At 56.8% G+C, this 26,031-nt stretch carries 28 protein-coding genes; 25 read left to right on the forward strand and 3 right to left on the reverse strand.

Features of this window, described 5'->3' with window-relative positions:
- The gene (gene flgA / locus AB1287_RS00435; protein ID WP_435616593.1) at window positions 1-699 is read right to left on the reverse strand and encodes a flagellar basal body P-ring formation chaperone FlgA; all 699 of its coding nucleotides are present in this window, start codon (window positions 697-699) and stop codon (window positions 1-3) included.
- Window positions 700-958: 259 nt separating this feature from the next.
- Between flgA and flgB the strand changes: the two genes are divergently transcribed.
- The 20 genes from flgB to fos all read left to right on the forward strand — a co-directional run bounded on the left by flgB (window position 959) and on the right by fos (window position 19,491).
- Window positions 959-1,372 (forward strand): flagellar basal body rod protein FlgB, encoded by a 414-nt coding sequence (flgB, locus tag AB1287_RS00440; protein WP_435616594.1) that lies wholly within the window; start codon window positions 959-961, stop codon window positions 1,370-1,372.
- A gap of 5 nt (window positions 1,373-1,377) precedes the next feature.
- The gene (flgC, locus tag AB1287_RS00445; RefSeq protein WP_435616595.1) at window positions 1,378-1,782 is read left to right on the forward strand and encodes a flagellar basal body rod protein FlgC; all 405 of its coding nucleotides are present in this window, start codon (window positions 1,378-1,380) and stop codon (window positions 1,780-1,782) included.
- Between the two features lie 9 nt (window positions 1,783-1,791).
- On the forward strand, window positions 1,792-2,487 hold the full coding sequence (locus AB1287_RS00450) for a flagellar hook assembly protein FlgD (RefSeq protein WP_435616596.1): 696 nt from the start codon (window positions 1,792-1,794) through the stop codon (window positions 2,485-2,487).
- Window positions 2,488-2,514: 27 nt separating this feature from the next.
- The gene (gene flgE, locus AB1287_RS00455) at window positions 2,515-3,726 is read left to right on the forward strand and encodes a flagellar hook protein FlgE (RefSeq protein ID WP_435616597.1); all 1,212 of its coding nucleotides are present in this window, start codon (window positions 2,515-2,517) and stop codon (window positions 3,724-3,726) included.
- Window positions 3,727-3,738: 12 nt separating this feature from the next.
- Window positions 3,739-4,473: a flagellar basal body rod protein FlgF gene (gene flgF / locus AB1287_RS00460; RefSeq protein WP_435616598.1), complete on the forward strand. Its 735-nt coding sequence runs from the start codon at window positions 3,739-3,741 to the stop codon at window positions 4,471-4,473.
- 21 nt (window positions 4,474-4,494) lie between these two features.
- Entirely contained in the window at window positions 4,495-5,277 is a 783-nt protein-coding gene (gene flgG / locus AB1287_RS00465; RefSeq protein ID WP_435616599.1) for a flagellar basal-body rod protein FlgG, read from the forward strand.
- A 58-nt stretch (window positions 5,278-5,335) separates the two neighbouring features.
- Window positions 5,336-6,049, forward strand: a complete 714-nt coding sequence (locus tag AB1287_RS00470; RefSeq protein WP_435616600.1) for a flagellar basal body L-ring protein FlgH — start codon at window positions 5,336-5,338, stop codon at window positions 6,047-6,049.
- 1 nt (window position 6,050) lies between these two features.
- Entirely contained in the window at window positions 6,051-7,178 is a 1,128-nt protein-coding gene (locus AB1287_RS00475) for a flagellar basal body P-ring protein FlgI (RefSeq protein ID WP_436799810.1), read from the forward strand.
- The gene (gene flgJ / locus AB1287_RS00480) at window positions 7,178-8,107 is read left to right on the forward strand and encodes a flagellar assembly peptidoglycan hydrolase FlgJ (protein WP_435616602.1); all 930 of its coding nucleotides are present in this window, start codon (window positions 7,178-7,180) and stop codon (window positions 8,105-8,107) included. The genes AB1287_RS00475 and flgJ overlap by 1 nt, the downstream gene beginning before the upstream one ends.
- Before the next feature lie 108 nt (window positions 8,108-8,215).
- Window positions 8,216-9,859 (forward strand): flagellar hook-associated protein FlgK, encoded by a 1,644-nt coding sequence (gene flgK, locus AB1287_RS00485; protein WP_435616603.1) that lies wholly within the window; start codon window positions 8,216-8,218, stop codon window positions 9,857-9,859.
- An 11-nt stretch (window positions 9,860-9,870) separates the two neighbouring features.
- Window positions 9,871-10,764: a flagellar hook-associated protein FlgL gene (gene flgL / locus AB1287_RS00490; RefSeq protein ID WP_435616604.1), complete on the forward strand. Its 894-nt coding sequence runs from the start codon at window positions 9,871-9,873 to the stop codon at window positions 10,762-10,764.
- Between the two features lie 78 nt (window positions 10,765-10,842).
- Window positions 10,843-12,480 carry a methyl-accepting chemotaxis protein gene (locus AB1287_RS00495; protein WP_435616605.1) on the forward strand — a complete coding sequence of 546 codons (1,638 nt, stop codon included), beginning with the start codon at window positions 10,843-10,845 and terminating at the stop codon, window positions 12,478-12,480.
- Window positions 12,481-12,648: 168 nt separating this feature from the next.
- Entirely contained in the window at window positions 12,649-13,374 is a 726-nt protein-coding gene (fliA, locus tag AB1287_RS00500) for an RNA polymerase sigma factor FliA (protein WP_435616667.1), read from the forward strand.
- Between the two features lie 342 nt (window positions 13,375-13,716).
- The gene (flhD, locus tag AB1287_RS00505) at window positions 13,717-14,097 is read left to right on the forward strand and encodes a flagellar transcriptional regulator FlhD (protein ID WP_436799811.1); all 381 of its coding nucleotides are present in this window, start codon (window positions 13,717-13,719) and stop codon (window positions 14,095-14,097) included.
- Complete coding sequence (flhC, locus tag AB1287_RS00510; protein ID WP_435616607.1) at window positions 14,090-14,668, forward strand: flagellar transcriptional regulator FlhC; 579 nt, start codon at window positions 14,090-14,092, stop codon at window positions 14,666-14,668. Before flhD ends, flhC begins: the two co-directional genes overlap by 8 nt.
- 85 nt (window positions 14,669-14,753) lie before the next feature.
- Window positions 14,754-15,650: a flagellar motor stator protein MotA gene (gene motA, locus AB1287_RS00515; RefSeq protein WP_435616608.1), complete on the forward strand. Its 897-nt coding sequence runs from the start codon at window positions 14,754-14,756 to the stop codon at window positions 15,648-15,650.
- Window positions 15,647-16,531 (forward strand): flagellar motor protein MotB, encoded by an 885-nt coding sequence (gene motB, locus AB1287_RS00520; RefSeq protein WP_435616609.1) that lies wholly within the window; start codon window positions 15,647-15,649, stop codon window positions 16,529-16,531. Before motA ends, motB begins: the two co-directional genes overlap by 4 nt.
- Window positions 16,518-18,497 carry a chemotaxis protein CheA gene (gene cheA / locus AB1287_RS00525; protein WP_435616610.1) on the forward strand — a complete coding sequence of 660 codons (1,980 nt, stop codon included), beginning with the start codon at window positions 16,518-16,520 and terminating at the stop codon, window positions 18,495-18,497. Before motB ends, cheA begins: the two co-directional genes overlap by 14 nt.
- Entirely contained in the window at window positions 18,494-19,000 is a 507-nt protein-coding gene (locus tag AB1287_RS00530; RefSeq protein ID WP_435616611.1) for a chemotaxis protein CheW, read from the forward strand. The genes cheA and AB1287_RS00530 overlap by 4 nt, the downstream gene beginning before the upstream one ends.
- An 86-nt stretch (window positions 19,001-19,086) precedes the next feature.
- Window positions 19,087-19,491: a fosfomycin resistance glutathione transferase gene (fos, locus tag AB1287_RS00535; protein ID WP_435616612.1), complete on the forward strand. Its 405-nt coding sequence runs from the start codon at window positions 19,087-19,089 to the stop codon at window positions 19,489-19,491.
- 9 nt (window positions 19,492-19,500) lie between these two features.
- Here fos and AB1287_RS00540 read toward each other — a convergent pair whose 3' ends face one another.
- Window positions 19,501-20,913, reverse strand: a complete 1,413-nt coding sequence (locus AB1287_RS00540) for a PLP-dependent aminotransferase family protein (protein ID WP_312629808.1) — start codon at window positions 20,911-20,913, stop codon at window positions 19,501-19,503.
- Between the two features lie 177 nt (window positions 20,914-21,090).
- On the opposite strand from AB1287_RS00540, the gene AB1287_RS00545 reads away from it, so the two are divergent.
- From AB1287_RS00545 to AB1287_RS00565, 5 genes are all read left to right on the forward strand, one after another.
- Window positions 21,091-21,255 (forward strand): DUF1127 domain-containing protein, encoded by a 165-nt coding sequence (locus tag AB1287_RS00545; RefSeq protein WP_312629805.1) that lies wholly within the window; start codon window positions 21,091-21,093, stop codon window positions 21,253-21,255.
- Window positions 21,256-21,447: 192 nt separating this feature from the next.
- Window positions 21,448-21,912: a MarR family transcriptional regulator gene (locus AB1287_RS00550; RefSeq protein WP_312629804.1), complete on the forward strand. Its 465-nt coding sequence runs from the start codon at window positions 21,448-21,450 to the stop codon at window positions 21,910-21,912.
- A 3-nt stretch (window positions 21,913-21,915) separates the two neighbouring features.
- Complete coding sequence (locus AB1287_RS00555) at window positions 21,916-22,983, forward strand: HlyD family secretion protein (RefSeq protein WP_312629802.1); 1,068 nt, start codon at window positions 21,916-21,918, stop codon at window positions 22,981-22,983.
- A complete protein-coding gene (locus AB1287_RS00560) occupies window positions 22,973-24,046 on the forward strand; it encodes a DUF2955 domain-containing protein (protein ID WP_435616613.1) in 1,074 nt (357 codons plus the stop codon). The genes AB1287_RS00555 and AB1287_RS00560 overlap by 11 nt, the downstream gene beginning before the upstream one ends.
- Window positions 24,047-24,526: 480 nt before the next feature.
- Window positions 24,527-24,688: a hypothetical protein gene (locus AB1287_RS00565; RefSeq protein WP_312629800.1), complete on the forward strand. Its 162-nt coding sequence runs from the start codon at window positions 24,527-24,529 to the stop codon at window positions 24,686-24,688.
- 39 nt (window positions 24,689-24,727) lie between these two features.
- Here AB1287_RS00565 and AB1287_RS00570 read toward each other — a convergent pair whose 3' ends face one another.
- Entirely contained in the window at window positions 24,728-26,008 is a 1,281-nt protein-coding gene (locus tag AB1287_RS00570) for a DUF445 domain-containing protein (protein ID WP_312629799.1), read from the reverse strand.
- Window positions 26,009-26,031 lie beyond the last annotated feature (23 nt).

Here is a 26,031-nt window from a genome sequence, read left to right on the forward strand (position 1 = left end):
TTATTGTCGGAAAAAAATCATCACCTGACCGTCGGCGGCCACTTTTCCGCTGACGATCTGCCCGTTGGCGGTCTGTACTTTCAGCGTATCGTTGACCGTGGCGTTGCCGAGCGCCTTGCCCTGGCCGCGAATGCGAAAGCCGTCGCCGCTGGTCACCAGGTCCACCGTCTGCCCGGCGCGCAGCCGCCACTGCTGGCGCAGCTGGTTTTGCAGCACCGGCTTCCCGGCGGTGATGGCGCGGGTCAGGCGCTGGCCGATAATCTCATCCGGGCTGAATACCAGCCCGGCAGGCTGCCCATCCAGGCTGCCGGTATGCGGCTCAATATCGCCGTGCTGGACAATCGCCCCGCCTGGCAGGCTTTGGCTGGCAACCCACCAGGTGCCCTGGGCGCTGACGCGTACCGGCAGGTAGAATTTGCGCTTGCCGCAGCGGGCCGCCACCGTGCGTTTACCGGTCAGGCGGCTATCGTTGCCGGTGAGGCTCAGCTCCGGGGCATCACAGAGTGCGGCAACCTGCTGCGGGGTGGCGAGCAGTTCCACGGTGCGCGCGATAGTGTCCTGATTGTCCGACGGCTGAAACAGCGCGTTCAGCTTCAGCAGCAGCCGCTGTTCTGCGCTCTGTGCCGACGGCACGCTGGCCTGCGCCGGGGTGGTGATTGCCAGCGCCAGCGCGGTGAGAGCGAAAAAGGTAATTCTCATCTTGTTGCCTTATTTAAATAAGCGTAAAGTCAGATCGCTTAATATTCATGGTCAAATTATATACGTGTTGCCAATGCTTTTATTGGGCCAAATGCGCGCACTTTTGTCGGCATTTAAATTCATCACATTTTCCCCATCAAAATATTTTCTTCGAATACGTTAAAAGCGCTTATTTCTGTCGGGTCTTCGCAGTGTGATATTTCACCAGCGCTGTCTACACTATCGCACTCTGGATAAAGCGAGGCAGGAGCCGCTATTTATGATCAATAAACTTGATGATGCGTTTCGCTTTCAACAGCAAGCGTTAAGTCTGCTCACGCGCCGTCAGGACGTGCTGGCATCGAATATTGCCAACGCGGATACACCGGGCTACCTGGCGCGCGATCTTGATTTTACTCAACAGTTAAAAAGCGCCATGGATAACACCTCCATGGCGAAATCACCGGTCTCTCTCTCATTAACGGCAAACCGGCATATTCCTGCAAAGGCGATGCCTTTTGATGACCCGCAGTTGTTATATCGGGTGCCCGATCAGCCCAGCGCTGACGGTAATACCGTGGACATGGACAGAGAACGAATCAATTTCGCGGATAACGCCGTGAAATATCAATCCGGACTGACGTTCCTCGGTGCGGATATTAAGAAAATGATGACCGTACTCAGTCAGGGATAATCGTCATGTCGTTATTTAGTATTTTTGATATATCGGGTTCGGCGATGGCCGCCCAGTCCCGCCGTCTCAACGTCAGCGCCAGCAACATGGCTAACGCCGACAGCGTGGCGGGGCCTGACGGGCAGCCGTACCGCGCCCGTCAGGTGAAGTTTGAAGTTGACGCTGCCGCAGGCGATGCCATAGGCGGCGTGAGGGTCAGCGAAGTGGTGGAAAGCACCGCCCCGGACCGGATGGTGTATGAGCCAGGCAACCCGCTGGCGGATGAGCAGGGCTACGTGCGTATGCCCAACGTCAACGTGGTGAACGAAATGGTGAACACCATTTCCGCTTCCCGCAGCTATCAGGCCAACGTCGAAGTGATGAGCTCCGCCAAGACCCTGATGCTGAAAACCCTGACCCTTGGTCAATAAGGATAAGAAATGGCAGTTTCTTCCGTTAACAACAGCGGTAGCGGCAGCGGTTACGGTGATGGCACCAGCGCCGGTGACCTTAGCGACAGCTTTATGAAGATGCTGGTGGCGCAGATGAAAAACCAGGATCCGACCAACCCGATGGATAACAACCAGCTCACCGCCCAGCTGGCGCAGTTCAACACCGCCGCGGGCGTCGAGAAGCTGAACTCTTCTGTCGCCAACGTTCAGGCGATGATGGCCCAGCTTGGCAGCATGAGTGCCGCCTCCTGGGTGGGTCGTTCGGTGCTGATAGAAGGCGATCCGAAAGTCACCACCGGATCGGGCATCGGTATTACGCAGGACGGCGAGAATGCAGCGGACAGCTTCAGCTTCCTGTTGGGCGGCGATGCGGACACGGTGACCGTCACCCTGACCGCCGAAGATGGCACGGCCTACACCGCGGACCTCAAAAACGTGAAGTCCGGGGTCAAGACCTTCAGCCTCGACGATTTGCAGAACTTCCAGCCGGATCCTGGCCCAGCACCGGATACCGAGTACACCGTCACCTTTGATGCGAAAAACGCAGAAGGTGAGAAGCCGGAGGTGTCGGGTCTGATGCAGGCGCTGGTCGAAGGGGTAACCATGACCCCGGGTGGCGCGGTGCTGCACCTTCTTAACCACGATCCAATCGGCATGGCTGACGTGGTCGTTATCCAAAAATAACTCACTTTTACTCTCAGGAATTTCACTATGGGTTTTTCACAAGGTCTGAGCGGCCTCAGCGCGGCGGCGAAAGCGCTCGACGTGGTCGGCAACAACATCGCCAACTCCCAGACGGTTGGTTTTAAATCCGGCGCGATTGCTTTCTCTGACGTGTTTGCTGGCACGATGGGGCTGGGCGTCCAGGTGGCAGGCGTTACCCAGAACTTTAACGATGGTAACCTGCTGGGCACCGGGCGTAACCTTGACGTCGGCCTGCAAGGGCGCGGTTTCTTCCGCATGGTCAACGAAGGCGGTGGCGTGTTTTACGGTCGCAACGGCCAGTTCGAACAGGACGTTAACGGCAATATCTACAACAAAACCAACGGCCTGTTTTTGACCGGCTATCAGGCCACCGGTACGCCACCGGTGATTTCGCCGGGGGCGCCAATTGGCCCGATTCAGATCCCGACCGACGATATGCCGCCTGTCGCCTCAACCGCAGGCTCGATTGCCGGCAACCTGAAGGCGAAAACGGAAGATTTTATTACCGAAGATTTCGATTATGAGGATGATAAGACCTACGACTACGTAAGCCAGGTCGAAGCCACCGACAGCCTCGGCAACAAGCACACCGTCAAGCTCTACTTTGTGCAGACTGGCAAAGGGGAATGGACAGTGCACGCCCGCGATGAAAGCTCGCCAACAGCTGCTAATGATGGGGTGACGTCGGCAAATATCAAATTCGATGAAGATGGGAAGCTGACCGGGGCAATTGATTCCATTCTCGTGGGCGGGGATCCGCTTAATGGTTCCCGTGCGCTGGCCCTTAATCTGGACCTGTCCTCCATCACCCAGATTGCCGGGGATAACACCATCAAGACCGACAAAATGGACGGACGGGCACCGGGCAAATACCAGACCTTCCAGATTGGTGATAACGGCGAAGTGGTTGCGACCTACAGCAACGGCGAACGCCTGACCGTAGCGCAGATCGTGCTGGCCGATTTCGCCAACAGCGGTGGTCTGTCGCCGCAGGGCAACAACGTCTGGAGCGAAACCCCGCAGTCCGGCCAGCCATTCTTTGGTGAAGCAGGCAGCGGCAGCTTCGGTTCGATGAAGGGCGGGATGCTTGAGCAGTCCAACGTCGAACTGGGCGATGAGATGGTCAACATGATCGTTTATCAGCGTAACTACCAGTCGAACTCCCAGACCATCAAAACCCAGTCGGAGCTTCTCCAGACGCTGGTGAACCTGCGTTAAGGATAGCCGACGATGGATCGCGCAATTTATACCGCCATGAGCGCCGCCAATGCGGCGCTCAACCGCCAGGCGGTGACCTCAAACAATCTGGCGAACAGCTCCACCGCCGGTTTTCGCGCCCAGATGTCCGCGCATCGCGCGGTGCCCATCGAAGGGGAAACCCTGCGCACCCGTGCGCTGGTGGCCGAATCCACGCCGTTTCATGACAACACCATGGGCCCGGTGACCCACACCGGACGTAGCCTCGACGTGGCCCTGCCGCAAAACGGCTGGCTGGCGGTGGTGTTAGCGGACGGCAGCGAAGGCTACACCCGCAACGGCGGCATTGAAGTGGACAACGAAGGCGCGCTGAGCGTCAACGGCAAGCCGCTAATGGGCGACGGCGCACCGCTGACCGTGCCGCCGCAGAGCGAAGTGACCATTGCCGCCGACGGCACCATCTCGGCGCTTGGCGCAGGCGATGACCCGACGGCGGTTGCGCCGGTCGGGCGTCTGAAAATGGTGTCCGCCACTCAGAGTCAGCTGATGCATGGCGACGACGGCGTGTTTCGGGCCTACGCCGGGACCCTGGCCCAGGACGAAACGCTGCGTCTGAGCCCGGAAGCGCTGGAAGGCAGCAACGTCAGCCCGGTGAAAGCGATGACCGAGATGATCGCCATCTCACGCGGTTTCGAGATGAACATGAAGGTTATCCGTACCGCCGATGAGAACGCCCAGAAGGCCAATCAGCTATTAAGCGTGAGCTAATCGCCCACCGAGGAGTCATACATGATCCGTTCTTTATGGATTGCAAAAACCGGGCTGGAAGCACAGCAGCTCAATATGGACGTTATCTCCAACAACCTGGCGAACGTCAACACCAACGGATTTAAGCGCCAGCGGGCGGTATTCCAGGACCTGCTGTATCAGACCATGCGCCAGCCAGGGGCTCAGGCCTCCGAGCAGACGTCGCTGCCAAGCGGCCTGCAGTTAGGTACCGGCGTGCGTCCGGTCTCTACCCAGCGGGTGCATACCCAGGGCGGCTTCAACCCGACCGGCAACGAGCTGGACGTGGCAATTGAAGGCAAAGGCTTCTTCCCGGTGCAGATGCCGGACGGCAGCACCGCCTACACCCGTGACGGCCATTTCGACAAAAACGAAAACGGCCAGCTGGTGAACGCCGACGGGCATCCGATTCAGCCGGGGATCACCGTACCGGCAGATGCCAAAAAGCTGGAAATCAGCCCTGACGGCATCGTCAGCGCCACCGTGCCGGGCCAGGCGGAGCCGCAGCAAATCGGTCAGCTGACCCTGGCGACCTTCGTCAACGAAGCGGGCCTCGAAAGCATTGGCGGCAACCTGTATCGCGAAACCCAGGCCTCCGGCGCGCCGAACGAGCTGAACCCGGGCCTCGAAGATGCGGGCACCCTGAAGCAGAGCTACGTCGAAACCTCCAACGTCAACGTGGCGGAAGAGCTGGTGAGCATGATTCAGGTGCAGCGCGCCTATGAGATCAACAGCAAAGCGGTTTCAGCGTCCGACCAGATGCTGCAACGGCTCTCCCAGCTGTAATGTCCTCTCTCTGGCCGCCGCGATGTTTAGCGGCGGTCAGACTTTTATCGACACTGACATGAAAACACTTTTGATTTCCTCTCTGTTCCGCACGCCGCGCTCGCTGCTGCTGGTCAGTACGCTACTGCTGAGCGGCTGTGCGCATATTTTACAAAAACCTCTGGTGGATGGACCGACCTCCGCAGAGCCATTACCGATGGCACCGGTTGCGACCGGCGGCTCGCTGTTTATGGCCGGTCAGGGCATGAACTACGGCTATCAGCCGATGTTCGAAGACCGCCGTCCGCGCAACGTTGGCGATACGCTGACTATCCTGTTGCAGGAGAACGTTAGCGCCAGCAAGAGCTCCTCCTCCAGTGCCAACCGTAATGGATCGGCCGGAATGGGGCTGATTGCCGTACCGACCAAGCTCGACAGCTGGCTGGGCGATGGCAAAGCCGATTTCGAAGCCGAAGGTAAAAACGATTTTGCGGGCAAAGGCGGCGCGGCGGCGCGTAACACCTTCACCGGCACCATCACCGTGACGGTCAATCAGCTGCTGCCCAATGGCAACCTGCGCGTAGTGGGCGAGAAGCAAATCGCCATCAACCAGGGTACCGAGTTCATCCGCTTTTCCGGGGTGGTTAACCCCCGCACGATCAGCGGCAGCAATACCGTGCCGTCCACTCAGGTGGCAGATGCGCGCATCGAATATGTCGGCAACGGCTATATCAACGAAGCGCAGACTATGGGCTGGCTGCAACGCCTGTTCCTGAACATTTCACCTTTCTGATATCGCCATGAAAAAAGAATTTGTCCTGTTTTTTATCAGCATGATGCTCTACGGCATGATGCTCACCGTGCCAAAAGTGGCGCAGGCGGAGCGTATTCGCGACCTGGTGACCGTGCAGGGTGTGCGCTCCAACTCGCTGATGGGCTACGGCCTGGTGGTCGGGCTTGACGGCACCGGCGACCAGACCATGCAGGCGCCGTTTACCGGCCAGAGCCTCAACAATATGCTCTCGCAGCTCGGCATTACCGTGCCGCCGGGCACCAACATGCAGCTGAAAAACATCGCTGCGGTAATGGTCACCGCCGAACTGCCGCCGTTCGCCCGCTCGGGCGACAAAATTGACATCGTGGTTTCGTCACTCGGCAACGCCAAAAGCCTGCGCGGCGGCACGCTGTTGATGACCCCGCTGAAGGCGGCGGATAACCAGATTTACGCCATGGCGCAGGGTAACGTGCTGATTTCCGGCGCAGGCGCGCAGGCGGGCGGCAGCCGCGTGCAGGTGAACCAGCTCAACGGCGGGCGCATCAGCGGCGGCGCAACGGTCGAGCGTGAAGTGCCGAACGACTTCGCCGCCCAGAGCGTGGTGCGTTTGCAGCTCAATGAGTCCGATTTCTCCCTGGCCCAGCTTATCAGCGATGAGATCAACCGTCGCTACAGCGGCGGCGCGGCTATCCCGGAAGATGCGCGTACGGTGCGGCTGTTTGCCCCGGCCGATGGCCCGTCGCGGGTGCGATTCCTTGCCAATATCCAGGATATTCCCGTGAAGGTCAGCGTGCAGGATGCGAAGGTCATTATCAATTCGCGCACCGGCTCGGTGGTGATGAACCGCCATGTGACGCTCGACACCTGCGCCGTGGCGCACGGCTCGCTGACGGTAGAAGTGACGCAGAACAACGTGGTCAGCCAGCCGGATACGCCGTTTGGCGGCGGTGAAACGGTGGTGGTGCCGCAGACCGATATCTCGGTGCGCGATCGCGGGGGCGCGTTGCAGAACGTGCGCAGCAGTACCGATCTCAACAACGTCATCCGGGCGCTGAACAACCTGGGCGCCACGCCGAACGAGCTGATGTCGATTTTGCAGGCGATGAAAAACGCCGGTTGCCTGAGGGCGAAACTGGAGACCAACTGATGAAGGAACTCGACCGTTTTGACCGCCCGGCCTTTGACGTGCGCTCGCTGGATGTGCTTAAGCGTGAGGCCGGGCGTGCAGCGCCCGGCGCGCTGAAGGCGGCGGCGCAGCAGATGGAAGGCGTCTTCGTGCAGATGATGATGAAAAGCATGCGCGATGCCACCATCAAGGGCGATTTGATGAGCAGCCAGTCCTCGGAGATGTTCACCGCGATGCACGATCAGCAGGTGGCGCAAAACATCGCCGGGAGCGGCCAGCTCGGCTTTGCCAACCTGATTGTCCGCCAGCTTGGCGGCGAGGGTGAAGCCGTCACCGCAACGCCTGGCCGCGACCCGCTCGCGCTGCCGGGCGCATCGCTTTCTGAGGCCCGTCCTGCCACCGGGCCGATGCGTTTACCTGCCCCGGTCTCCTTTGCCCAGCCTGCGGAAGGCGCGCATCCGTTTATCGCCCGTTTGATGCGCCCGGCCCAGGTGGCGGCGCAGCAAAGTGGCCTGCACCCGCAGCTGATCCTCGCCCAGGCGGCGCTGGAATCCGGCTGGGGGCGGCGGGAAATTCCGGCGGCGGACGGCAAGCCGAGCCACAACCTGTTTGGTATTAAGGCCACCGGCGGCTGGGAGGGTAAAACCACCGAAATCACCACCACAGAATACATCAATGGCGTGAAGCGCAAGGTGAAAGCGGCGTTCCGCGTCTACGACTCCTACGAACACGCGCTGGCCGACTACGCGAAGCTGCTGACCAAAAATCCTCGCTACAGCAACGTGGTGCAATCGAGCACGCCGGAGCAGGGCGCGAAGGCGCTGCAGGCGGGCGGCTACGCCACCGATCCGGCGTATGCGAAAAAGCTGATTACCATCATTCAGAAGGTAAAAGGCGATATTCAGCAAGGGGTTGCCGCCTACCAGAACGATTTATCGAAACTTTTTTAGCAAAGTCGTTTTAGAGAATGCCGCAATCACCGATGAAATAAACAGAACACTGATTTTTTTGACCGGCAGAGTCCCCCGGTCATCAACCACGAAACCTGTTGGATTGTTATGAATAATCTCTTTAGTTTAGCGAGAAGCGGCCTGAGTACGGCCCAGGCGGCAATCAGCGTGGTCGGCAGCAACCTGACCAACGGCATGTCCCCGACCTACAGCCGTCGCGATATTATTATCGCGGAATCCGGCGGCCTGGCGACCCCCAACGGCTTTTACGGCTACGGCGCGAAGGTCAATGGCGTGCAGCGTGCGTACGATGCGTTTGCCAACAACCAGCTGCGCGGCTCCATCTCAAACTGGTCGGCGCTTCAGGGCCGCCATGAACAGCTCTCCGATATCGACGATATGCTCGGCAACGAGTCGGATAACGTCTCGGTATCGCTGAACAACCTGTTCAAAGCGATGGCGACCCTGGAAGGCAACGCCAGCGATGGCCCGTCCCGCTCGGCGGTATTTAACTCCCTCGGGGCGCTGACCCAGCGTTTTAACGAAAGCGGTAAACGCCTGTCGGGTCTGGAAAAAAGCACCAATACCCATATTGAGCAGACCGCGAAAGACATCAACAGCTACACGGAACAGCTGGCGGAAATCAACACTCAACTGGAGCGTATTCAGGGGCAGAACGGCACGCCGCCAGCCGATTTGCTGGACCAGCGTGATGCGCTGCTGGAAAAGCTGAGCGAGCAGATTGGTATTGATGTAGCCGAAAACAAAATTACCGGTCGCGTTGACGTCACTCTTGCCGACGGTCGTCCGCTGGTCTCCGGCGGGACGTCTTACAAGCTGGAAACCTCACCGTCCGCCAGCGATCCGAACAAAACCATCGTCTCCTACGTGGGCAGTGACGGCAAGGCTTCGCCGATTAACGAAAGCAGCATTACCCAGGGCCGTCTCGCCGGGCTGTTTAAGTTCCGCAATGAAGACCTGACCGTTGCCCGCAATGAGCTGAACCAGATTGCCTTCCAGATGGCGACCCGCTTCAACGAGCAGCATACGCAAGGTTTCGATCGGAATGGGGACCCGGGTGAACCGCTGTTCTCGCTGCCGGACATCAAGGCCCGTGCCAGCAACGGCAATGCCGGCACTGGCAAGATGGACAGCATTCGGGTGACGGACCCGTCGAGGGTCAGGGCAGACGATTACATCATCAGCTTTGAGGGCGGAAGCTGGACGGTGACCACCGCAGACGGCAGAACTGTTGAGGCGGAAGTCATGCCAGGTATGCAGCCAACCCTGACCTTTGAAGGTGTGCAGATTGATCTTCCGGCGGGCGTTGCCGACGGTGACAGCTTCACGCTGAACCCAATGGCGGGAATGGCGGAAGGCATTGGCCGGGCAATTGACAGCGCGGACAAACTTGCCGCGGCGGGCGATGAAGAGGGTGGCCCGGGCGATCACGACAACCTGACCCTGCTGCTGAAAATTCAGGATGAGAAGCTGGTCGGCGGTGACACCCTGACCGGGGCTTATACCAAGCTGGTCGGCACCATCGGGGCTAACGCCCGTGCGGTGCAGTCGGGGCTGACCTCTGCGGAAATCGATCTTGATACCAAGTACAACACCAAGCAGGCGTTGACCGGGGTGGATATGAACGAAGAGAACGTCAACCTGGCGATGTTTTACCAGTATTACCAGGCGAACTCGCAAATTCTGCAAACCGCGACCTCACTGTTTGACACGCTGCTTTCGATTAGATAAGGGAATACAGGATGCGATTAAGTACGCTTTATATGTTTAAACAAAGCGCTGAGAGCATGTCGAAGCGCGTCAGTGATAACAACGACGTCTATCTGCGTCTCACCGCCGGTAAATCGCTGCTGCGCGCGTCGGACGACCCGAAAGGGGCGACGGATGCGGTGAAATATCAGGACGCGCTGGCGAAGCTCGAAATGTACCGCAGCGCACGCGGCGATGCCCGCAGCGCCATGGAGCATGAAGATCATATCTTAAGCTCGGTCGGCAACCTGCTGACCACCAGCCTGACCGAAAAAATCGTCTCGGCCCAAAACGGGACCTGGAACGAGGATGATTTGCACTCATTCGGCAAAGAGATTGCCGGTATCCGTGCCAACCTGATGGATTTAGCCAATAGCCGCGACGGCAACGGGCGCTATATTTTCTCCGGTTTCAAGACCGATGCTCCGGCGTTCAGCGACGATGGCACCTATATGGGTGGCGGTGCGGTGCGTAAGCAAACTATCACCGATAACACCGAAATGCAGGTCAGCCATCTTGGCAGTGAGGTGTTCGGCGATATCTTTGGTGACCTTGATGGCGCAATAGAGGAATTGTTGCGTGAGCCTATCGATGAAGACGCGCTGAAGGCCGCGCTGAGCGTCGCAAGCGAGGCCGTGCGCGGCGGCATTGAACGGCTGGGCAAGGCGCAGGCGGAGCTCGGGACCAATATGCAGCAGCTTGATGCGCTCGATCTGACCGGCGACAACCTGATTAACGACACCATCATCAAAGTGCAAAACGCCATTGGTTCCGACTACGGCACCATGACGTCGCTGATTATGGATTCAAAAATGTCGGAATACGCGCTGAACGCATCGATGCTGGTGTTCCAGTCGATGCAGAAAATGAATTTGTTTAATAAGTAACGCGCTTTCTCTCTTCTCTTCACTATATAGGTGCTTGCGGCACACGGCCGGTGCTGTCTGTCGCGAGCGATAACGGTCATGTTAAATAAGCTCAAAATTTATACCGCCATCAGCCTGATTATCGGTCTGTTTGCGATTACTCTTTTCGGAGTGACGGCCTTCTCGGTCTCTAACTCTATGTCGAATAACAACAATTTCAAACGTATTCTGGTCGCCTCGGAAAATAACGATCAGATGCGCGATGCGGCCTACAATATCAGCGCCGCGCTGGCGAACATCAATGGCCTGATGCTGCTTTCCTCACACGGCGATGCGCTGCCGGGCAAGCTGGTGGAAAATACTCAGGGGATCCTCAAATCCGCGCAGGAAAAAATGGACGCGTTCATGTCGTCTCCGTTTAATACCCCGCAGGAAGAGAAAGCGGCTGCAGACGTAAAGCTCGCCTTTGAAACAGTTTATGCGGTCGCGTTAGCGCGCATGGACTATCTGCACCGTCCGCAGGAGTACAGCGGTTCGCTGGAAAGTGAAATGGGGCTGCGTACCATGCTGCGTGAGAAAATCGATCGCTATAAAACCGAAACGACCCGTCACAGCCAGAGCTATATCGATGAGGCTGAAAGCGATTATCACCGGATGATTAGCGTCGGTATTGCCGTGGTGATTATGGCCATTGCCATGCTGTTAGCGGTGCGTTACTGGCTGCGTCAGACCCTGGTGCGCCGCATGGAATCGACCGTCGCGGTGCTGAGAAAAGTGGCCTCAGGCGATCTGAGCAACGCGGTGGAAACCGGCAGCGACAATGAAATAGGCAAAATGCTCAACGAGCTGGAGCTGATGCGGACCTCACTGACCGGCACCATTCTCGGCATTCGCCAGAGCGTGCAGCACATTCACAGCAGCGCGCAGGAAATTTCCCACGGCAATAACGACCTCTCTTCGCGTACCGAAGAGCAGGCGGCGGCATTGCAGGAAACCGCGGCCAGCATGGAACAGATCAAAACCACCGTACGTCAGAATGCCGATAACGCCCATGCGGCGCGTCAGCTGGCTGAAAGTGCGAGCAACAACGCCGAGCACGGCGGCGAAGCGATGAAGAGTCTGGAAAGCATCATGGTGCAAATCACCAACAGCTCGCGTCAGATTGCCGACATCATCAGCGTTATCGACAGCATTGCGAACCAGACCAATATCCTGGCGCTGAACGCCGCGGTCGAGGCTGCGCGTGCCGGTGAGCAGGGGCGCGGTTTTGCAGTGGTGGCAGAAGAGGTGCGTAACCTCGCCAAACGCAGCGCCGATGCGGCGAAAGAGATTAATCAGCTGATCAACGTCTGCGTCAATAATATGGACACCGGTTCGCGTCAGGTGACACAGGCCAGCGCCGTGATGCAGGAGATTGTCAGCTCCGTGGCGCAGGTGACGCAGATTATGGGCGAAATCACCTCGGCTTCCGATGAGCAGAGCGCGGGCATCAATCAGATTTCTCAGGCGGTCAATGAGATGGATCTGGTGACCCAGCAGAACGCCGCGATGGTGGAAGAAGCTGCCCTTGCCGCAGGTGAGCTGGAAGTGCAGTCCGATTCGCTGGAACAGCTGGTGGCACAGTTTGTGCTGAGCAGCGAAGGTGTAGTGGCGAAAAAACAGCCGCCGGAAGGGAGCACCGCTTCGCGTCATACGGTGACTATCGATAAAGAGAACGCGCAGTGGGAAACGTTCTGATAAGGACTTTACGTATATAAATATCGGCAGTTCTCGTGGTTATTCTGAACATAGAAAATCATCGTGTCTGAAGGAACAGATTGGGCATTTTTATAAAAGCTTATCGCACTATTTGAATGCCCATTTTCACCGGATAATTCTCGCTGAGAATATAGGGTGGAAGGGAACGTGGACGGCATATATACGGCTGAAGGGCTGGAAGACAAAACGGCATTATGGTCGAAATACCATGGCTTAGTACGGCAGGAAGCATTGCGTTTGCAAAAGCGCCTGCCCGCTAGCGTCGAGCTGGATGATCTTATTCAGGCCGGGGCCATGGGTTTTTTAGGGGCGATTGAAAATTTCGATCCTAAAAAAGGCGTGACGCTCAGTGCCTGGATTACACAACGTGTACGTTGGTCATTGCTGGATGAATTACGAGAGCGTGACTGGGTGCCGCGACGGGTGCGAACGCACTCGCGGGAAATTAGCGCCATCATTAAGCAAATTGAACAGGAAAAAGGGGGCGAGGCCACCGAAGTCGATATTGCTGAACGGATGGGCGTGTCGCTAAAAGAGTTTCATCAGATGCTGGCGGATAATAACAGCAGCCAGATGTACTCGATGGATGAACTCCAGGAAAATTTTGCTGATACGTGGGAGAACTGCGGGGATGAACATGCCGCATTAAATCCGGTGAACGATGCGATACAGCAAAATTTGATTGAGAATATCGCCGAGCATATTCGGGTGATCCCGGAACGAGAACAGCGCATTCTGCAATTGTACTATCAGCAGGATTTGAACATGAAAGAGATAGGACTGGTACTGGATATTACCGAGACGCGGGTCAGCCAATTGCACAGCCTGGCGATAAAACGGTTACGAAGTCGTATGGATCATGAAGCAAAGTAATAACATCAGGATAACATTAACATTGTTAATCACCTTTAACCTGAATGATTTATGTTAACATTCTGACAATTAAGAAGGTTTAACATCTCTATTTTGTCAATTTAATCAGTTGGTTGTGTGGTTAACGTGCCTGTAGGGCTTTTCTGGGCCGTTGTACGGAAATTTCTTAGTGGATATGATTTTCTCAGTTTCACGGTGCAGCCATCCTTTGGCATTGAATTGAAAATTTGATAATTGACTGAGTTATTCCTTCGTGGGGCTCAGACATCTCAATGCCAAAAGATCCTCTGCATCAGTCCGGTAATCTTAATTACCATTGTTGACTCTGCCAGCGTATGGCTGATGAATATTGAGGCGTTTTCTGTGTCTAACTTTGATGAGTACTTACAACATATCCACGATATCAATTTGTCTTACCTGCTGCTCGCTCAGCAGTTAATTCGCCAGGATAAATTTGCCGCCGGTTTTCGCCTGGGGCTGGCGGAAGGAACGATTGATAATTTGAAAGAGCTGTCTCTGCCACAATTAATGAAGCTGGCGGCGACCAATCAATTGATTTGTCGTTTACGCGTTGACGATGAAGTGGTGATTGAAAATCTGACCAAAGATTCACGTATTGAAGCGCTGCAGCAAATTCATACCGGGATTATTTTATCGACCAATTTGCTTAATTCTCTGAGCGAAGATCCGGTTGTCGCAGAGCGAGGTGGCTGGAATGTGTGAGAAAAGCCTGCTGCAAGAAATTGAAGATGTAAATATCGCGATGGGATTAATTTCGCTGGGCGCACGGATGCAGGTTCTGGAATCTGAAACGTCGTTAAGCCGTCGTCGTCTTTTACGTCTGTATAAAGAATTGCGTGGCTGTCCGCCGCCAAAAGGCATGCTGCCTTTTTCCGAGGACTGGTTTATGTCCTGGGAACAAAATATTCATTCGTCGATGTTTTATAACATTTACCTCTATTTGAAACAGACGACAAAGGCGCGTCCGATTGAGACGCTGATGAAAACGTACCGCTTATATCTGGAGCAGTGCAGCACCTCGGCGGATGAGAAGCCGGTATTGGGTCTGACCCGCGCCTGGACATTATTACGTTTTATTGATTGCGGCATTATTTCCCACAAAGCCTGCAACGTTTGCCAGGGCAACTTTGTGGTCACGACGGAGTTCATCAAAAACCCGTTTACCTGCAGCCTGTGCAGCCCACCGTCGCGTGCGTTTAAGAAATCGCAGGTGAGTCACAGCGAACGGCCAAACCCGTTTGCGGTGCCTCCGCAGATGGCGGTCACGGCCTGATCCAATGACAGGTTGCGGGACACAGGATGGCATTTAGATGATGCGGCTTCAGGCTGCATCAGAGAGGAAATAAAAAGGAGCAGTTGTGTTAGTTATCATTGGCTATCTTGTTGTTATTGTGACCGTTTTTGGTGGTTTTATGCTGGCGGGTGGCCAAATGGCGGCCCTGTTCCAGCCGGTGGAGCTGCTGATTATCGGCGGCGCTGGCGTGGGGGCGTTTATCGTTGGCAATAACGTCAAATCACTCAAGGCTACCGGCCGCGCGGTGGTGAAGCTGTTTGTCGGCCGCCGCTATAACAAAGCCGTGTATATGGATCTGATGGCGCTGCTGTTTTTGCTGCTCTCCAAAAGCCGCGTGCAGGGCCTGATGTCGCTGGAAAAGGATATCGAAAATCCACAAGAGAGCGATATTTTCAGTGCCTACCCACGCCTGCTGAGCGACCCGATGCTCAGTAACTTCGTCCTCGATTACTTCCGCCTGATGATCGGCGGTAGCATGAACTCGCATGAAATTGAAGCGCTGATGGACGAAGAGATTGAAACCTGCGAAGAAGAGCTGGAAGTCCCGGCACACAGCCTGAACACGGTCGGCGACGCCTTCCCGGCGTTCGGCATCGTGGCGGCGGTCATGGGCGTGGTGAACGCCCTCGGCGCGGCGGACCGACCGGCGGCGGAACTCGGGATGCTGATTGCCCACGCGATGGTCGGTACCTTCCTCGGTATTCTTATCGCCTACGGCTTCGTCCTGCCGCTGGCCACTCTGCTGCGCCAGAAGAGCACCGATCAGGTCAAAATCCTGCAATGTATTAAGGTCACGCTGCTCTCCAGCCTCAACGGCTATGCGCCGCAGATAGCGGTAGAGTTTGGCCGTAAAACCATTTTCACCAGCGAGCGCCCGTCGTTTGAAGAGCTGGAAGATCATGTGCGTGAAGTAAAATCCAACGCCACCATCAAAGCCAAAGCCACGGATGCTGCCGCATGAAAAATGGATCCCCGGTGATCATTGCGCGCAAGCGCAAAAAGAAGAAACGCGAGCATCACGGCGGCACCTGGAAAATTGCCTACGCCGATTTTATGACCGCGATGATGGCATTCTTCCTGGTGATGTGGCTGCTTTCCCAGTCAACCGATATGCAGCGGGAGCTGATCGCCGACTACTTCCGAATGCCGCTCAAGCCGTCAATGGCCAACGGCGATAAGACCAGCCTCAGCGATAGCGTGATCCCCGGTGGGGGTGATGACCCTATCAAGCAGAAAGGCGAAGTGTATAAGGGCAAGCTCGACAGTATGGAGCGGCAAAAGCGCGTGCAGAGCCTGCGCCAGGCCAAAGAGAAGCTACAGGCGATGATCGAAACCGATCCGCGGCTCAATAATTTTAAATCCAACATCCTGCTGACGCTGACCAACGATGGCCTGCTTATCCAGATTACGGACACCGAAGACCGCCCGATGTTTAAGGTGGGCAGCGAGCGCCCGGAGCAGTATATGAACGGGATTTTGCAGGCGCTGGTGCCGCTGCTCAACGAGCTGCCGAACAAGCTGAGCCTGACCGGGCACACCGATTCTCTGCCCTACGCGGGCGGCGACGGCGGCTACAGCAACTGGGAACTCTCCTCCGGACGTGCTAATGCCGCACGCCGGGTTCTGGTCAGCGCCGGGCTGAGCGACGAGCGCTTTTTACGCGTGATCGGCACCGCCAGCCGGATGCCGCTGGAGGATGTCGCCCCGGATAATCCGAAGAACCGTCGAATCAGCATTCTGGTGCTCAGCAAGCCGAAAGAGCAGGAGATCCTGATGGAAAATACACCGTCGCAAAATACATCGGTAAAACCGGTGCAGGGTTATACCGATGGACATGAATGATTTTTCACAGATTTTCTTTACTGAGGCGGAAGAACTGCTGGCCGAAATGGAACAGCAACTGCTTCAGCTCGATTTAATCTCGCCGGACAAAGAGCAGCTTAACGCCATCTTCCGCGCCGCCCACTCATTAAAAGGCGGTGCCGGGACTTTCGGTTTTGTTGCGTTGCAGGAGACGACTCACCTGCTGGAGAACCTGCTCGATCAGGCGCGCAGCGATGAGCTTCAGCTTACCCGGTCGATCATTAACTTATTTCTGGAAAGTAAGGACATTATGCAAGCGCAGCTGGAAGCCTATCAGGCGTCGCAGGAACCCGATGAGGCGAGTTTCCGCTATATCTGTGAAGCCCTGAGAGAAATTGCGTTGCAGGAGCAGGGCGCTGCTGTCGAACCGGTGCTCACCCCCCAAGCCGCACCCGTCGTCAGCGCCGGGGAAACCATGCTGTGCGTGACTCTAAGCCGGGTTGAAAGTGAGGAGCAGGCGCTGCTGCGCGAAGAGCTGGCCCATTTGGGCGAAATTCTTCAGGCCGAAACCACCGCCAGCAGCATGACGGTGACGCTGTCGACCAACGCCTCGGCCGACGACATCACCGCCGTGCTGTGCTTTGTGCTGGATGCCTCGCAGATTGCGATTGCGCCTGTCTGCGCCGCCGAAGCCGCAGCGCCTGCACCTGCTGTCAGCGTGCCGCAAACGGTAGCGGAGGCCGTCCCCGTGGCGGCACCGGCCCGCCCGGCAAGCGCACCGCGGGCGGCGAATCAGGAGTCGGGCAGTATTCGCGTGGCGGTCAGCAAGGTTGACCAAATCATCAACCAGGTCGGCGAGTTGATTATCACCCAGGCGATGCTCTCCCAACTGACCAACACGCTGGAGCCTGCCAGCCACGACCTTCTGTTGAGCTGCGTGGCGCAGATGGAGCGCAACACCCGCGAGCTGCAGGAGTCGGTGATGTCTATCCGCATGATGCCGATGGATTACGTGTTCAGTCGCTTCCCGCGGCTGGTTCACGATCTGGGCAGCAGGCTGAATAAAGAGATCGAATTGACGCTGAACGGCGGGTCGGCGGAGCTTGATAAGAGCCTGATTGAACAGATTATCGATCCCCTGACTCATCTGGTGCGCAACAGCCTCGATCACGGGATTGAAGCGAAAGAGGCCCGCGTGGCGAAGGGGAAATCGCCGGTCGGCAATTTGACGCTCTCCGCTGAACATCACGGCGGCAATATCGTCATTGAAGTGAGCGACGACGGCGCGGGGCTTAACCGGGAGAAGATCCTCGCCAAAGCCCGCTCGCAGGGTATGAGCGTCAGCGATACGCTCAGTGATGACGAGGTCTGGATGCTGATCTTTGCCGCCGGATTCTCGACGGCGGAGAGCGTGACGGATGTTTCCGGGCGCGGGGTCGGCATGGACGTGGTCCGACGCAACATTCTGGCGATGGGCGGGCACGTAGATGTGCTCTCAAAGCCTGATGAAGGCACGACCGTGCGTATTATTCTGCCGCTGACGCTGGCTATCCTTGACGGCATGCTGGTGAAGACCGGAGAAGAGATTTACGTCCTGCCGCTTAGCGCAGTGATGGAATCGCTGCGACCAAAAGAAGAAATGCTCTGCCGCTTCGTTGGTGAACAGCGTCTGCTGCAGGTGCGCGGCGAATATTTGCCGCTGGTCAATCTTCGTGAGCGTTTCTCCATTGCCGGAGAGAGCGCCACAGAAGAAGGCATTGTGGTGATTGTGCAAAGTGCAGGCTGCCGCTACGCGCTGTGGGTCGACCAGCTAATCGGCCAGCAGCAGGTGGTGGTGAAGAACCTTGAGCAAAACTACCGAAAAGTACCGGGCGTGTCTGCCGCCACAATTCTCGGGGACGGCAGCGTGGCGCTGATCCTCGACGTGGTGGAAATGATGACGCTCACCCATCGACACAGAAACAGCGACCGGTTGACGTCCGGCGTGGAAGGAGTAACAGCATGACGCCAGCCATGAACAACAAATTTGACGGTCCCGATGCCCTGGCGCAGGAGTATCTGGTCTTTCGTCTCGGTGCGGAGGAGTACGGCATTGAGATCCTGAAAGTACAGGAAATTCGCGGCTGCGATCGTGTGACGCGGATCCCGAACTCACCTGACTTTATCTCCGGCGTTACCAACCTGCGGGGCGTGATCGTGCCTATCGTCGATCTTCGCGTGCGCTTCCAGCTGCCGTTTACGGAAGATGACGATAGCACGGTGGTGATCGTCCTGAACCTTAACGATCGCGTGGTAGGCATTGTCGTGGACGGCGTGGCGGATGTGCTGTCGATGAATGCCGATCAGATCAAACCGACCCCGGATGTGGCGTCTGTGCTTTCCAGCCGCTATCTGCTCGGCCTTGGGGTGCTGGAAAGCCGGATGATCGTGCTGGTGAATATCGAGAAGCTGCTGAGCAGGGAAGAGCTCGCGCTGATGGATGAAATGGCAGAAGCCCTGGCCGGGTAAGAGATTTAGCGTCAGTTTGTCTCCGGCAGGCCCGTTGCGGGTCTGCTATTCTGACCCCTCTGAATCGTGCTGAGGGATAAAACACTATGCTGACCGGCCTGAATCATTTGACGCTTGCGGTAACCAATATCGACCAAAGTATTGTCTTCTATCAACAGCTTCCCGGTATGAAGCTCCATGCGCGCTGGGAGCAGGGAGCCTATTTTAGCTGTGGCGACTTATGGCTTTGTTTGTCGCAGGACGCCGCAGTGACGGATAAGCGGGATTATACCCATTATGCTTTTTCACTCTCTGCGGAGGATTTCCCGAACGTGGTGAAGCAACTTGAAACGTTTGGTGCGGTGGTATGGAAACAGAACCGAAGTGAAGGCGCATCGCACTATTTTCTCGATCCCGACGGCCATCGTCTGGAACTTCACGTCGGCAATCTTGCACAGCGCCTGGCGGCATGCCGTGCAAAACCGTATGCCGGTATGGTCTTTTTCGACTGACGAACCCGCTTACTCCATAGCCTTATGAATGGCTTCGCCGAGTTTCTCCATCACGCAGCGGTGCGTTTCCGTGGTCGGCAATGCGCAGTTGATGCGTAAGCAGTTACGGTATTTGCCCGACGCGGAAAACAGCGAGCCCGGTGCGACCTGGATTTTCATCTCGCACAGCTGTTTTGCGACGCAGACCATATCGACGATTTCCGGTAGCTCAACCCACAGCATGTAGCCGCCCTGCGGGCGCGTCACGCAGATATCGCAGGGGAAATACTGGCGGATCCAGCAGGTATAGGTTTCCATGTTGCTGTGATAAATCTGCCGCATCCGGCGAACGTGGCGATGGTAATGGCCGTCGCGGATAAATGCTGCCACCGCCAGCTGAGTGACCGGAACGTTGGTCGCGCTGGTGGCGTATTTCATATGCAGCACCCTGTCGTAATAGCGGCCCGGCACAATCCAGCCGACGCGCAGCCCCGGCGCGACCGTTTTGGTGAAGGAGCTGCACAGTAGCACCCGGCCGTCGATATCCCAGGACTTGATCGTGCGCGGGCGCGGATAGTCATTCGCCAGCTCGCCGTAGATATCATCTTCAAAAATCACGATGTCGTGGCGCTGCGCCAGAGCCAGGATTTGCCGCTTGCGGGCATCGGGCATGATAAAGCCGAGCGGATTGTTGCAGTTCGGCACGAGGATCACGCCCTTCACCGGCCACTGCTCGAGGGCCAGCTCCAGCGCTTCAATGCTGATCCCGGTTTGCGGATCGGTTGGGATCTCAATCGTTTTGATGCCAAACCCGCGCAGCAGCTGCATGGTGCCGTAATAACAGGGCGATTCCACGGCGACGATATCACCCGGCACGCACACTGCTAACAGCGCAATGGACAACGCCGCGTGGCAGCCGTTGGTGATAACGATATCTTCAGAAGTGGCTACGGTGCCGCCATCCAGCATCAGACGGGCGATTTGTTCGCGCAGCTCGCGGCGGCCCGGCAGGGTGTCATAGCTGAAAATATCGCTGGTGCTGTGCTGAACGGCGCGGGTCATGTCGCGCCACAGCGGTTTCAGGCTGGGCTGCGTGACGTCCGGGGAACCGCCACCGAAGGCGGTAATGGATTTGTCACCGCGGGCACTCAATAAATCCAGCACCTGATCCCACTGGGTAATATCCACCGGGCGCTGGACCGGGCGCGTCATTGCCGGGACGGGAGGCTGGGCTTTGCGTGGAGTAATAAAATAACCGGATCGGGGCTGCGGCGTGATGAGCTGCTGCGTCTCCAGCGTCTGATAGGCCTGCTGCACGGTGCTGATACTGACGCCGTGCTCCTGGCTCAGCGCACGTACCGAGGGCAGTTTCTCCCCCTGCCGATAGAGCCCTTGCTCAATGCGTTCGGCGAGCAGATTCGCCAGATGCTGGTAGCGTGTCATCACTGTATCCCCTTTATTCACCATACAGATGCCTGAACCCATACAGATGGACGTAAAAAGCACCGTGCAGATTCCGTTTTAGCGAATCTGTATGTTAAATAAAAGTACATTTTGCATCTGTATTGTAAAGCCTGCGCCCGGCGATGATAGGCCATCGACAGCGAGAGGAGGTGCAGGATGGAATTTTATGAAAACCGGGCGAAAGCACCGTTCCATATTTTTGTTTTGGCTGGACGCTGGGCGCGGCAAACCTGGCGCGCATGGCGGACGCGTCAGGTGCTGGACAGGCTCAGCGACGAGCAGCTTAAAGATGTCGGGCTGCGGCGTGATGACTATTGCTAACCTTTTTTACCCGATGGTGATTGCCCGGTGGCGGCTGCGTTTTACCGGCCCACGCGGCGTGGGTTCGTAGGCCCGGTAAGCGCAGCGCCACCGGGCATTCCCTTTTCACATTCCATGCGCTTTCCTGTCTGTGTTTCTTGATGCTTATCATGGTAAGTATTAGTCTGATCCCCTGTTACTGAGGGGATCGCTATGACCGAAGATGAGTTGTTTGCCCGCCGCCCGATGGGAATGCGTATGGCGATGGTGGTGCGTCAGTGGCGCGCGATTATCGATCACGCCATCACCGATACCGGCCTGACGCAGTCCAGCTGGACCACGCTGATGCAGCTTAAAGAGCTGGGCGACAATGTCTCCGTCAGCGAGCTGGCAGAAGTGCAGGGCATTGAGCTGCCCCCACTGATGCGCACCCTCGTCCAGCTTGAAGAGCAGGGCTATTTGCTGCGTACGATATCGCCGTACGACAAGCGCTGCCGCCTGCTGACGCTGACGCCGAAAGGCCGGGAAGTTCTTGAACGCCTGACAACTGTCGTCGAAACTTGTCAACAGCGCGTCACCGAAACGATTCCTGCCGAAGTCATGGACGCCTTCAGCAATACGCTCAACCAACTCGCCTGCAACATGCGGAACATCCGCGACGAAATCAATAAGACCTGAAAAATGATGAGCCCCGAACAAAAATTTGCCCGCTGGGTAAGGGTGAGTATTGCCTCTTTCCTGCTGATGTTTGTCTACTTTATTGTCGCCGATATCTGGATCCCGCTGACGCCGGACTCCACGGTGATGCGCGTTGTTACGCCCGTGTCCGCACGCGTTTCCGGATACGTTTCGCACGTCTACGTGCACAACAACAGCCAGGTGAAAAAGGGCGACCTGCTTTATGAGCTGGATGCGACACCGTTTATCAACAAGCTGGAGGCGGCGCAGATTGCGCTGGAGCAGGCGAAGCTCAGCAATCAGCAGCTGGATGCCCAAATCGCCGCGCAGCTCGCCAACCTGAAGACCGCACAAATCACCGCCCGCAATAATCAGGCAACTTTTGGCCGCTACCAGCGGCTGGCAACGATGCAGAACGTGTCGCAGCAGGATCTGGATAACGTACGCACCGCGTGGCAGAACAGCCAGCAGTCGGTGAGTTCGCTTAATGCGGGCATTGATAATCTGCGGATCCAGCGCGGGGAGCGTAACGACGATCGTAATGTGACGCTGCAAAAATACCGCAATGCGCTGGAGGAAGCGCAGCTGGCGCTCGGCTGGACGAAGATCCGTGCCGAAGCGGATGGAACGGTGAGCAACTTACAGTTAAGCCCTGGGCTGTATACCAGCGCGGGTACGGCGCTGCTGGCGCTGGTGAACGATAACACCGATATCGTGGCGGACTTCCGTGAAAAAAGTCTGCGTCATACCCGGGTGGGCACCGCTGCCGCCGTGGTGTTTGATGCTCTGCCGGGCCAGGTGTTTCACGCGCAGGTCACCAGCAGCGATGCCGGGATCCTCGCCGGACAGCAGGCGGTGAACGGGCAGCTTTCGCAGCCGGAAGAGTCGAATCGCTGGGTGCGCGACGCCCAGCGGATGCGCATTCACGTCACGCTGAACGAACCCCTCGATAAAACGCTGCCTGCGGGGGCCCGCGCCACTGTCCAGCTTTATAACAGCGAAGGCCCGCTGGCGCGCTTTTTCTCCGGGCTGCAAATCCGCCTCGTCAGCTGGCTGCATTATGTCTATTAACACTCTGGCGCGGGTTTTTACGCCGCACGACAACATCGTCTATAGCGCCAATGATTTTCGTCAGACGCTGCGGATAGTCTTTGCCGGGATGCTGGCGCTCAGCATTTCAACGTTCTACAACGTGCAGTACGGCGTGTTCTTTGTTGTCTATCCGGTGATGCTGTTGTCGCTGGTGCCGGTGTTTAACCGTCATGTCGCCAAACAGTTCGTGTTCAGTTCTGCCATGAACTGCATCGAAATGGTGATGATCATCGGCTATCTGTCACAGTGGCCGGTTATCATGACGTTGGTGGTGTTTGCGCTTTACGTGATGCGCTTTCGCTTTATGAGCCAGGGGCCGCTGTTCCTGTTTGGCTCGATGGGCGTGGTGTGCCAGAGCGTGATGCTCAACTTTATGAGCTACCCCACCAGCAACTGGCACACGCTGATGTTCTCGAATATGGAGGCGAGCGTGATGGCCGTGGCGTTGAGCGCGCTGATGCATTTTCTGCTACCTGACGTCGAACCTCGCCTGCCGCCACCGCGTATTGAAAAAGATGCCGCCCGCGTACGGCATGAATCTTTGCTTTCCGGCACGGTGGCAACGGCTATTTTTGTGATTTTCCAGGCGTGCGATCTGAGCGATTCGCTGTCGGCGCAGATGGCGGGGATCCTGATCCTTTTCCCGATGCATTATCGCGGCGCGGTGCTCAGTTCGCTCTGGCGCGTGGTGGGGGTAGTGCTGGCCTGTCTCTATATTCTGGTGGTGCAGCTTATCCTCTACGATCACAGCAGCCATATGTTGTTGATGATGCCATTGATTGGCCTGGGGCTGGCGTTCAGCGCGCGTTTACACGTAATGGAAAAGGTGGGCGCGGGCGTCGGGTTTGCGAGTATTACCACCATCGGCATCATGTTCGGGCAGAACCTGCATCCGGAACAGGATTTGGTGTTCAGCGATCTCTACCGCGTCGTTTCCGTGACGGTATCGCTGCTGGCCACGCTAACGATGGTGTTCCTGGTGCACAAGATCCTCAATTGTTTCACCGCCACGCGATTTGTGGTCAGCAACCCGAATGCGTGATTCGCCAGGTGACAGGTACAAAAAAGCCGCTTCAACGAGCGGCTTTTTTGTCATGCTAACAGGTTAGCGGCCTGTACATCCCGGTTTAAGCCTGGATGTGCATGTGTTCTGGCAATCAACTTCCACGGGAAAGAGTTTAGCGCTTTGAACGTTCGTTGCAACTGACTTTCATCTTCAAATGTGAAGCTCCTTCCTGAAATAGTCGTTCTTTTTGCAGGGTTACAGTGCAAAATATCAACGTGGAACGAGAACCAGTCCTGCAGGTGAGTGAGGCTGCTTTTTACCCGGCATGCGTTCCCTGAATGCGCATGGCGGGTGAGGGCATACTTACCATGGACCTTTCAGCGGGGTAGCTCCCGCCGGGTATGAAAGCCTGTCAACCGAGCCGGCTCTGGCAGTCAACTTCCACAACTTGATTGCGTCCACGGTGAAGGCCCGGATTAGTTGTGGTAGGGCATGGCTCCGCAAGGAGGCAGGATAGTGAAAATATCACCCCGTGATGTGCTCATTATCGTCGTCGTAACCGCACTTCTTCTGTTTGGACGCGTGAGTTTTGAGGCAAAAAATCTCAAGTTTGATCGCTTCGAGGCTCAGCATCTTGAGCTGCTGTTGAAAGGCGTGTTGCGACGGGCTCAGCAGTAAAGTAACCGACGGGGTGCTTCACCCCGTCACCTTGTTACTTCAGTGAATCAGCGGCATCACCAGCGCGGGCAGCTGTGAAAGCAGCCATAAAATCAGGCCAATGGTGCCGCCGACCAGCGTGCCGTTGATGCGGATAAACTGCAGGTCTTTGCCGATGTTCAGCTCAATCTGCCGCGACATATCCCGCGCGTCCCAGCTCTTAACCGTATCGCTGATATGGCGGGTCAGAAAGGTGGCGAAATCGGGCGCAACGCGGCGAGCGGCCTGCTCCATGTGGCCATTGAGAGACGCCCGCAGGGCGTTGTCCGCAACCAGCGTTTCACCGAACCACTGCCCGGCTTCGGAGAAGCGTTGAAGTACGCGTGAATTATCGGCGGTCATGTCATCCTTCAGCCACTGGCGCAGATCGCCCCACATTTCGCTGAGATAACGGTTAAACGCCTCGTCATTTTTGAGGTAGCGTTTGATGTTGTCTGCCTTCTCCGCCATCTCCGGATCGGCCTTCAGGTTATCAATGAGTTTTGCCACCGCGCGGTCAAAGGCGTGACGTACCTGATGTGCGCTGTCCTGGCTGACGTCATCCAGCAGCGTGTTCACCGCTTCTGTCACCATCTCCGCGCTGTGTTCACCGAGCCATTCGGTTGGCAGCACTTTGGCCTTTAGCGGATGCTCTTTTTTCAGCCAGTGAATGATTTGCCGGGCGATAAATTCGCGGCTGCTCTCACGCTGAAGCAGGGCGATCAGCTGCGTAATCATCGCATCCAGCAGCTTCTGGTGACGGTTATTTTTGGTCATGCTCTCCAGCATCAGCGCGCTGGTGCCGGTTAAATCCACTTTATCAATCGCTTTGTGCACGGCGCGTTTGAGTAAGTTCTGAATGCGTGAATCGTCGGTCAGCTCCAGAAAACCGCTCATCACCTGAATTAAGTGCTGCCCCACGCGCCGCGAGTTTTCGGGCTGGCTGAACCAGGTTCCAAGCATCAGCGCGGGTTCGTGTTTGTGGATCAGATTGACCAGCGACTGGGTGTCGAGAAATTTTTCCTGCACAAAGTGGCCGAGATTGTCGCCAATTCGGTCCTTATTGCGGGGAATGATCGCCGTATGGCGGGAAATAAACGGCAGCGGCACGCGGCGAAAGAGCGCCACCACCGCAAACCAGTCTGCAAGGGCGCCAACCATCGCCGCTTCCGAAATCGCCTTCAGCGCGCTCACCCACCGCGTCGGCGGCAGAAACAGCGTGGTGACAAAAATGGCGGCCGCAACCAGTAGCAGCGAGAGCGCCAGCAGCTTGGCGCGTTTAAGTTCAGCTAATTTTTCCATACCCTAAGCATAGAGCGGGACGG

Source organism: Scandinavium sp. UTDF21-P1B (assembly GCF_040750395.1).
Taxonomy (GTDB): Bacteria; Pseudomonadota; Gammaproteobacteria; order Enterobacterales; family Enterobacteriaceae; genus Scandinavium.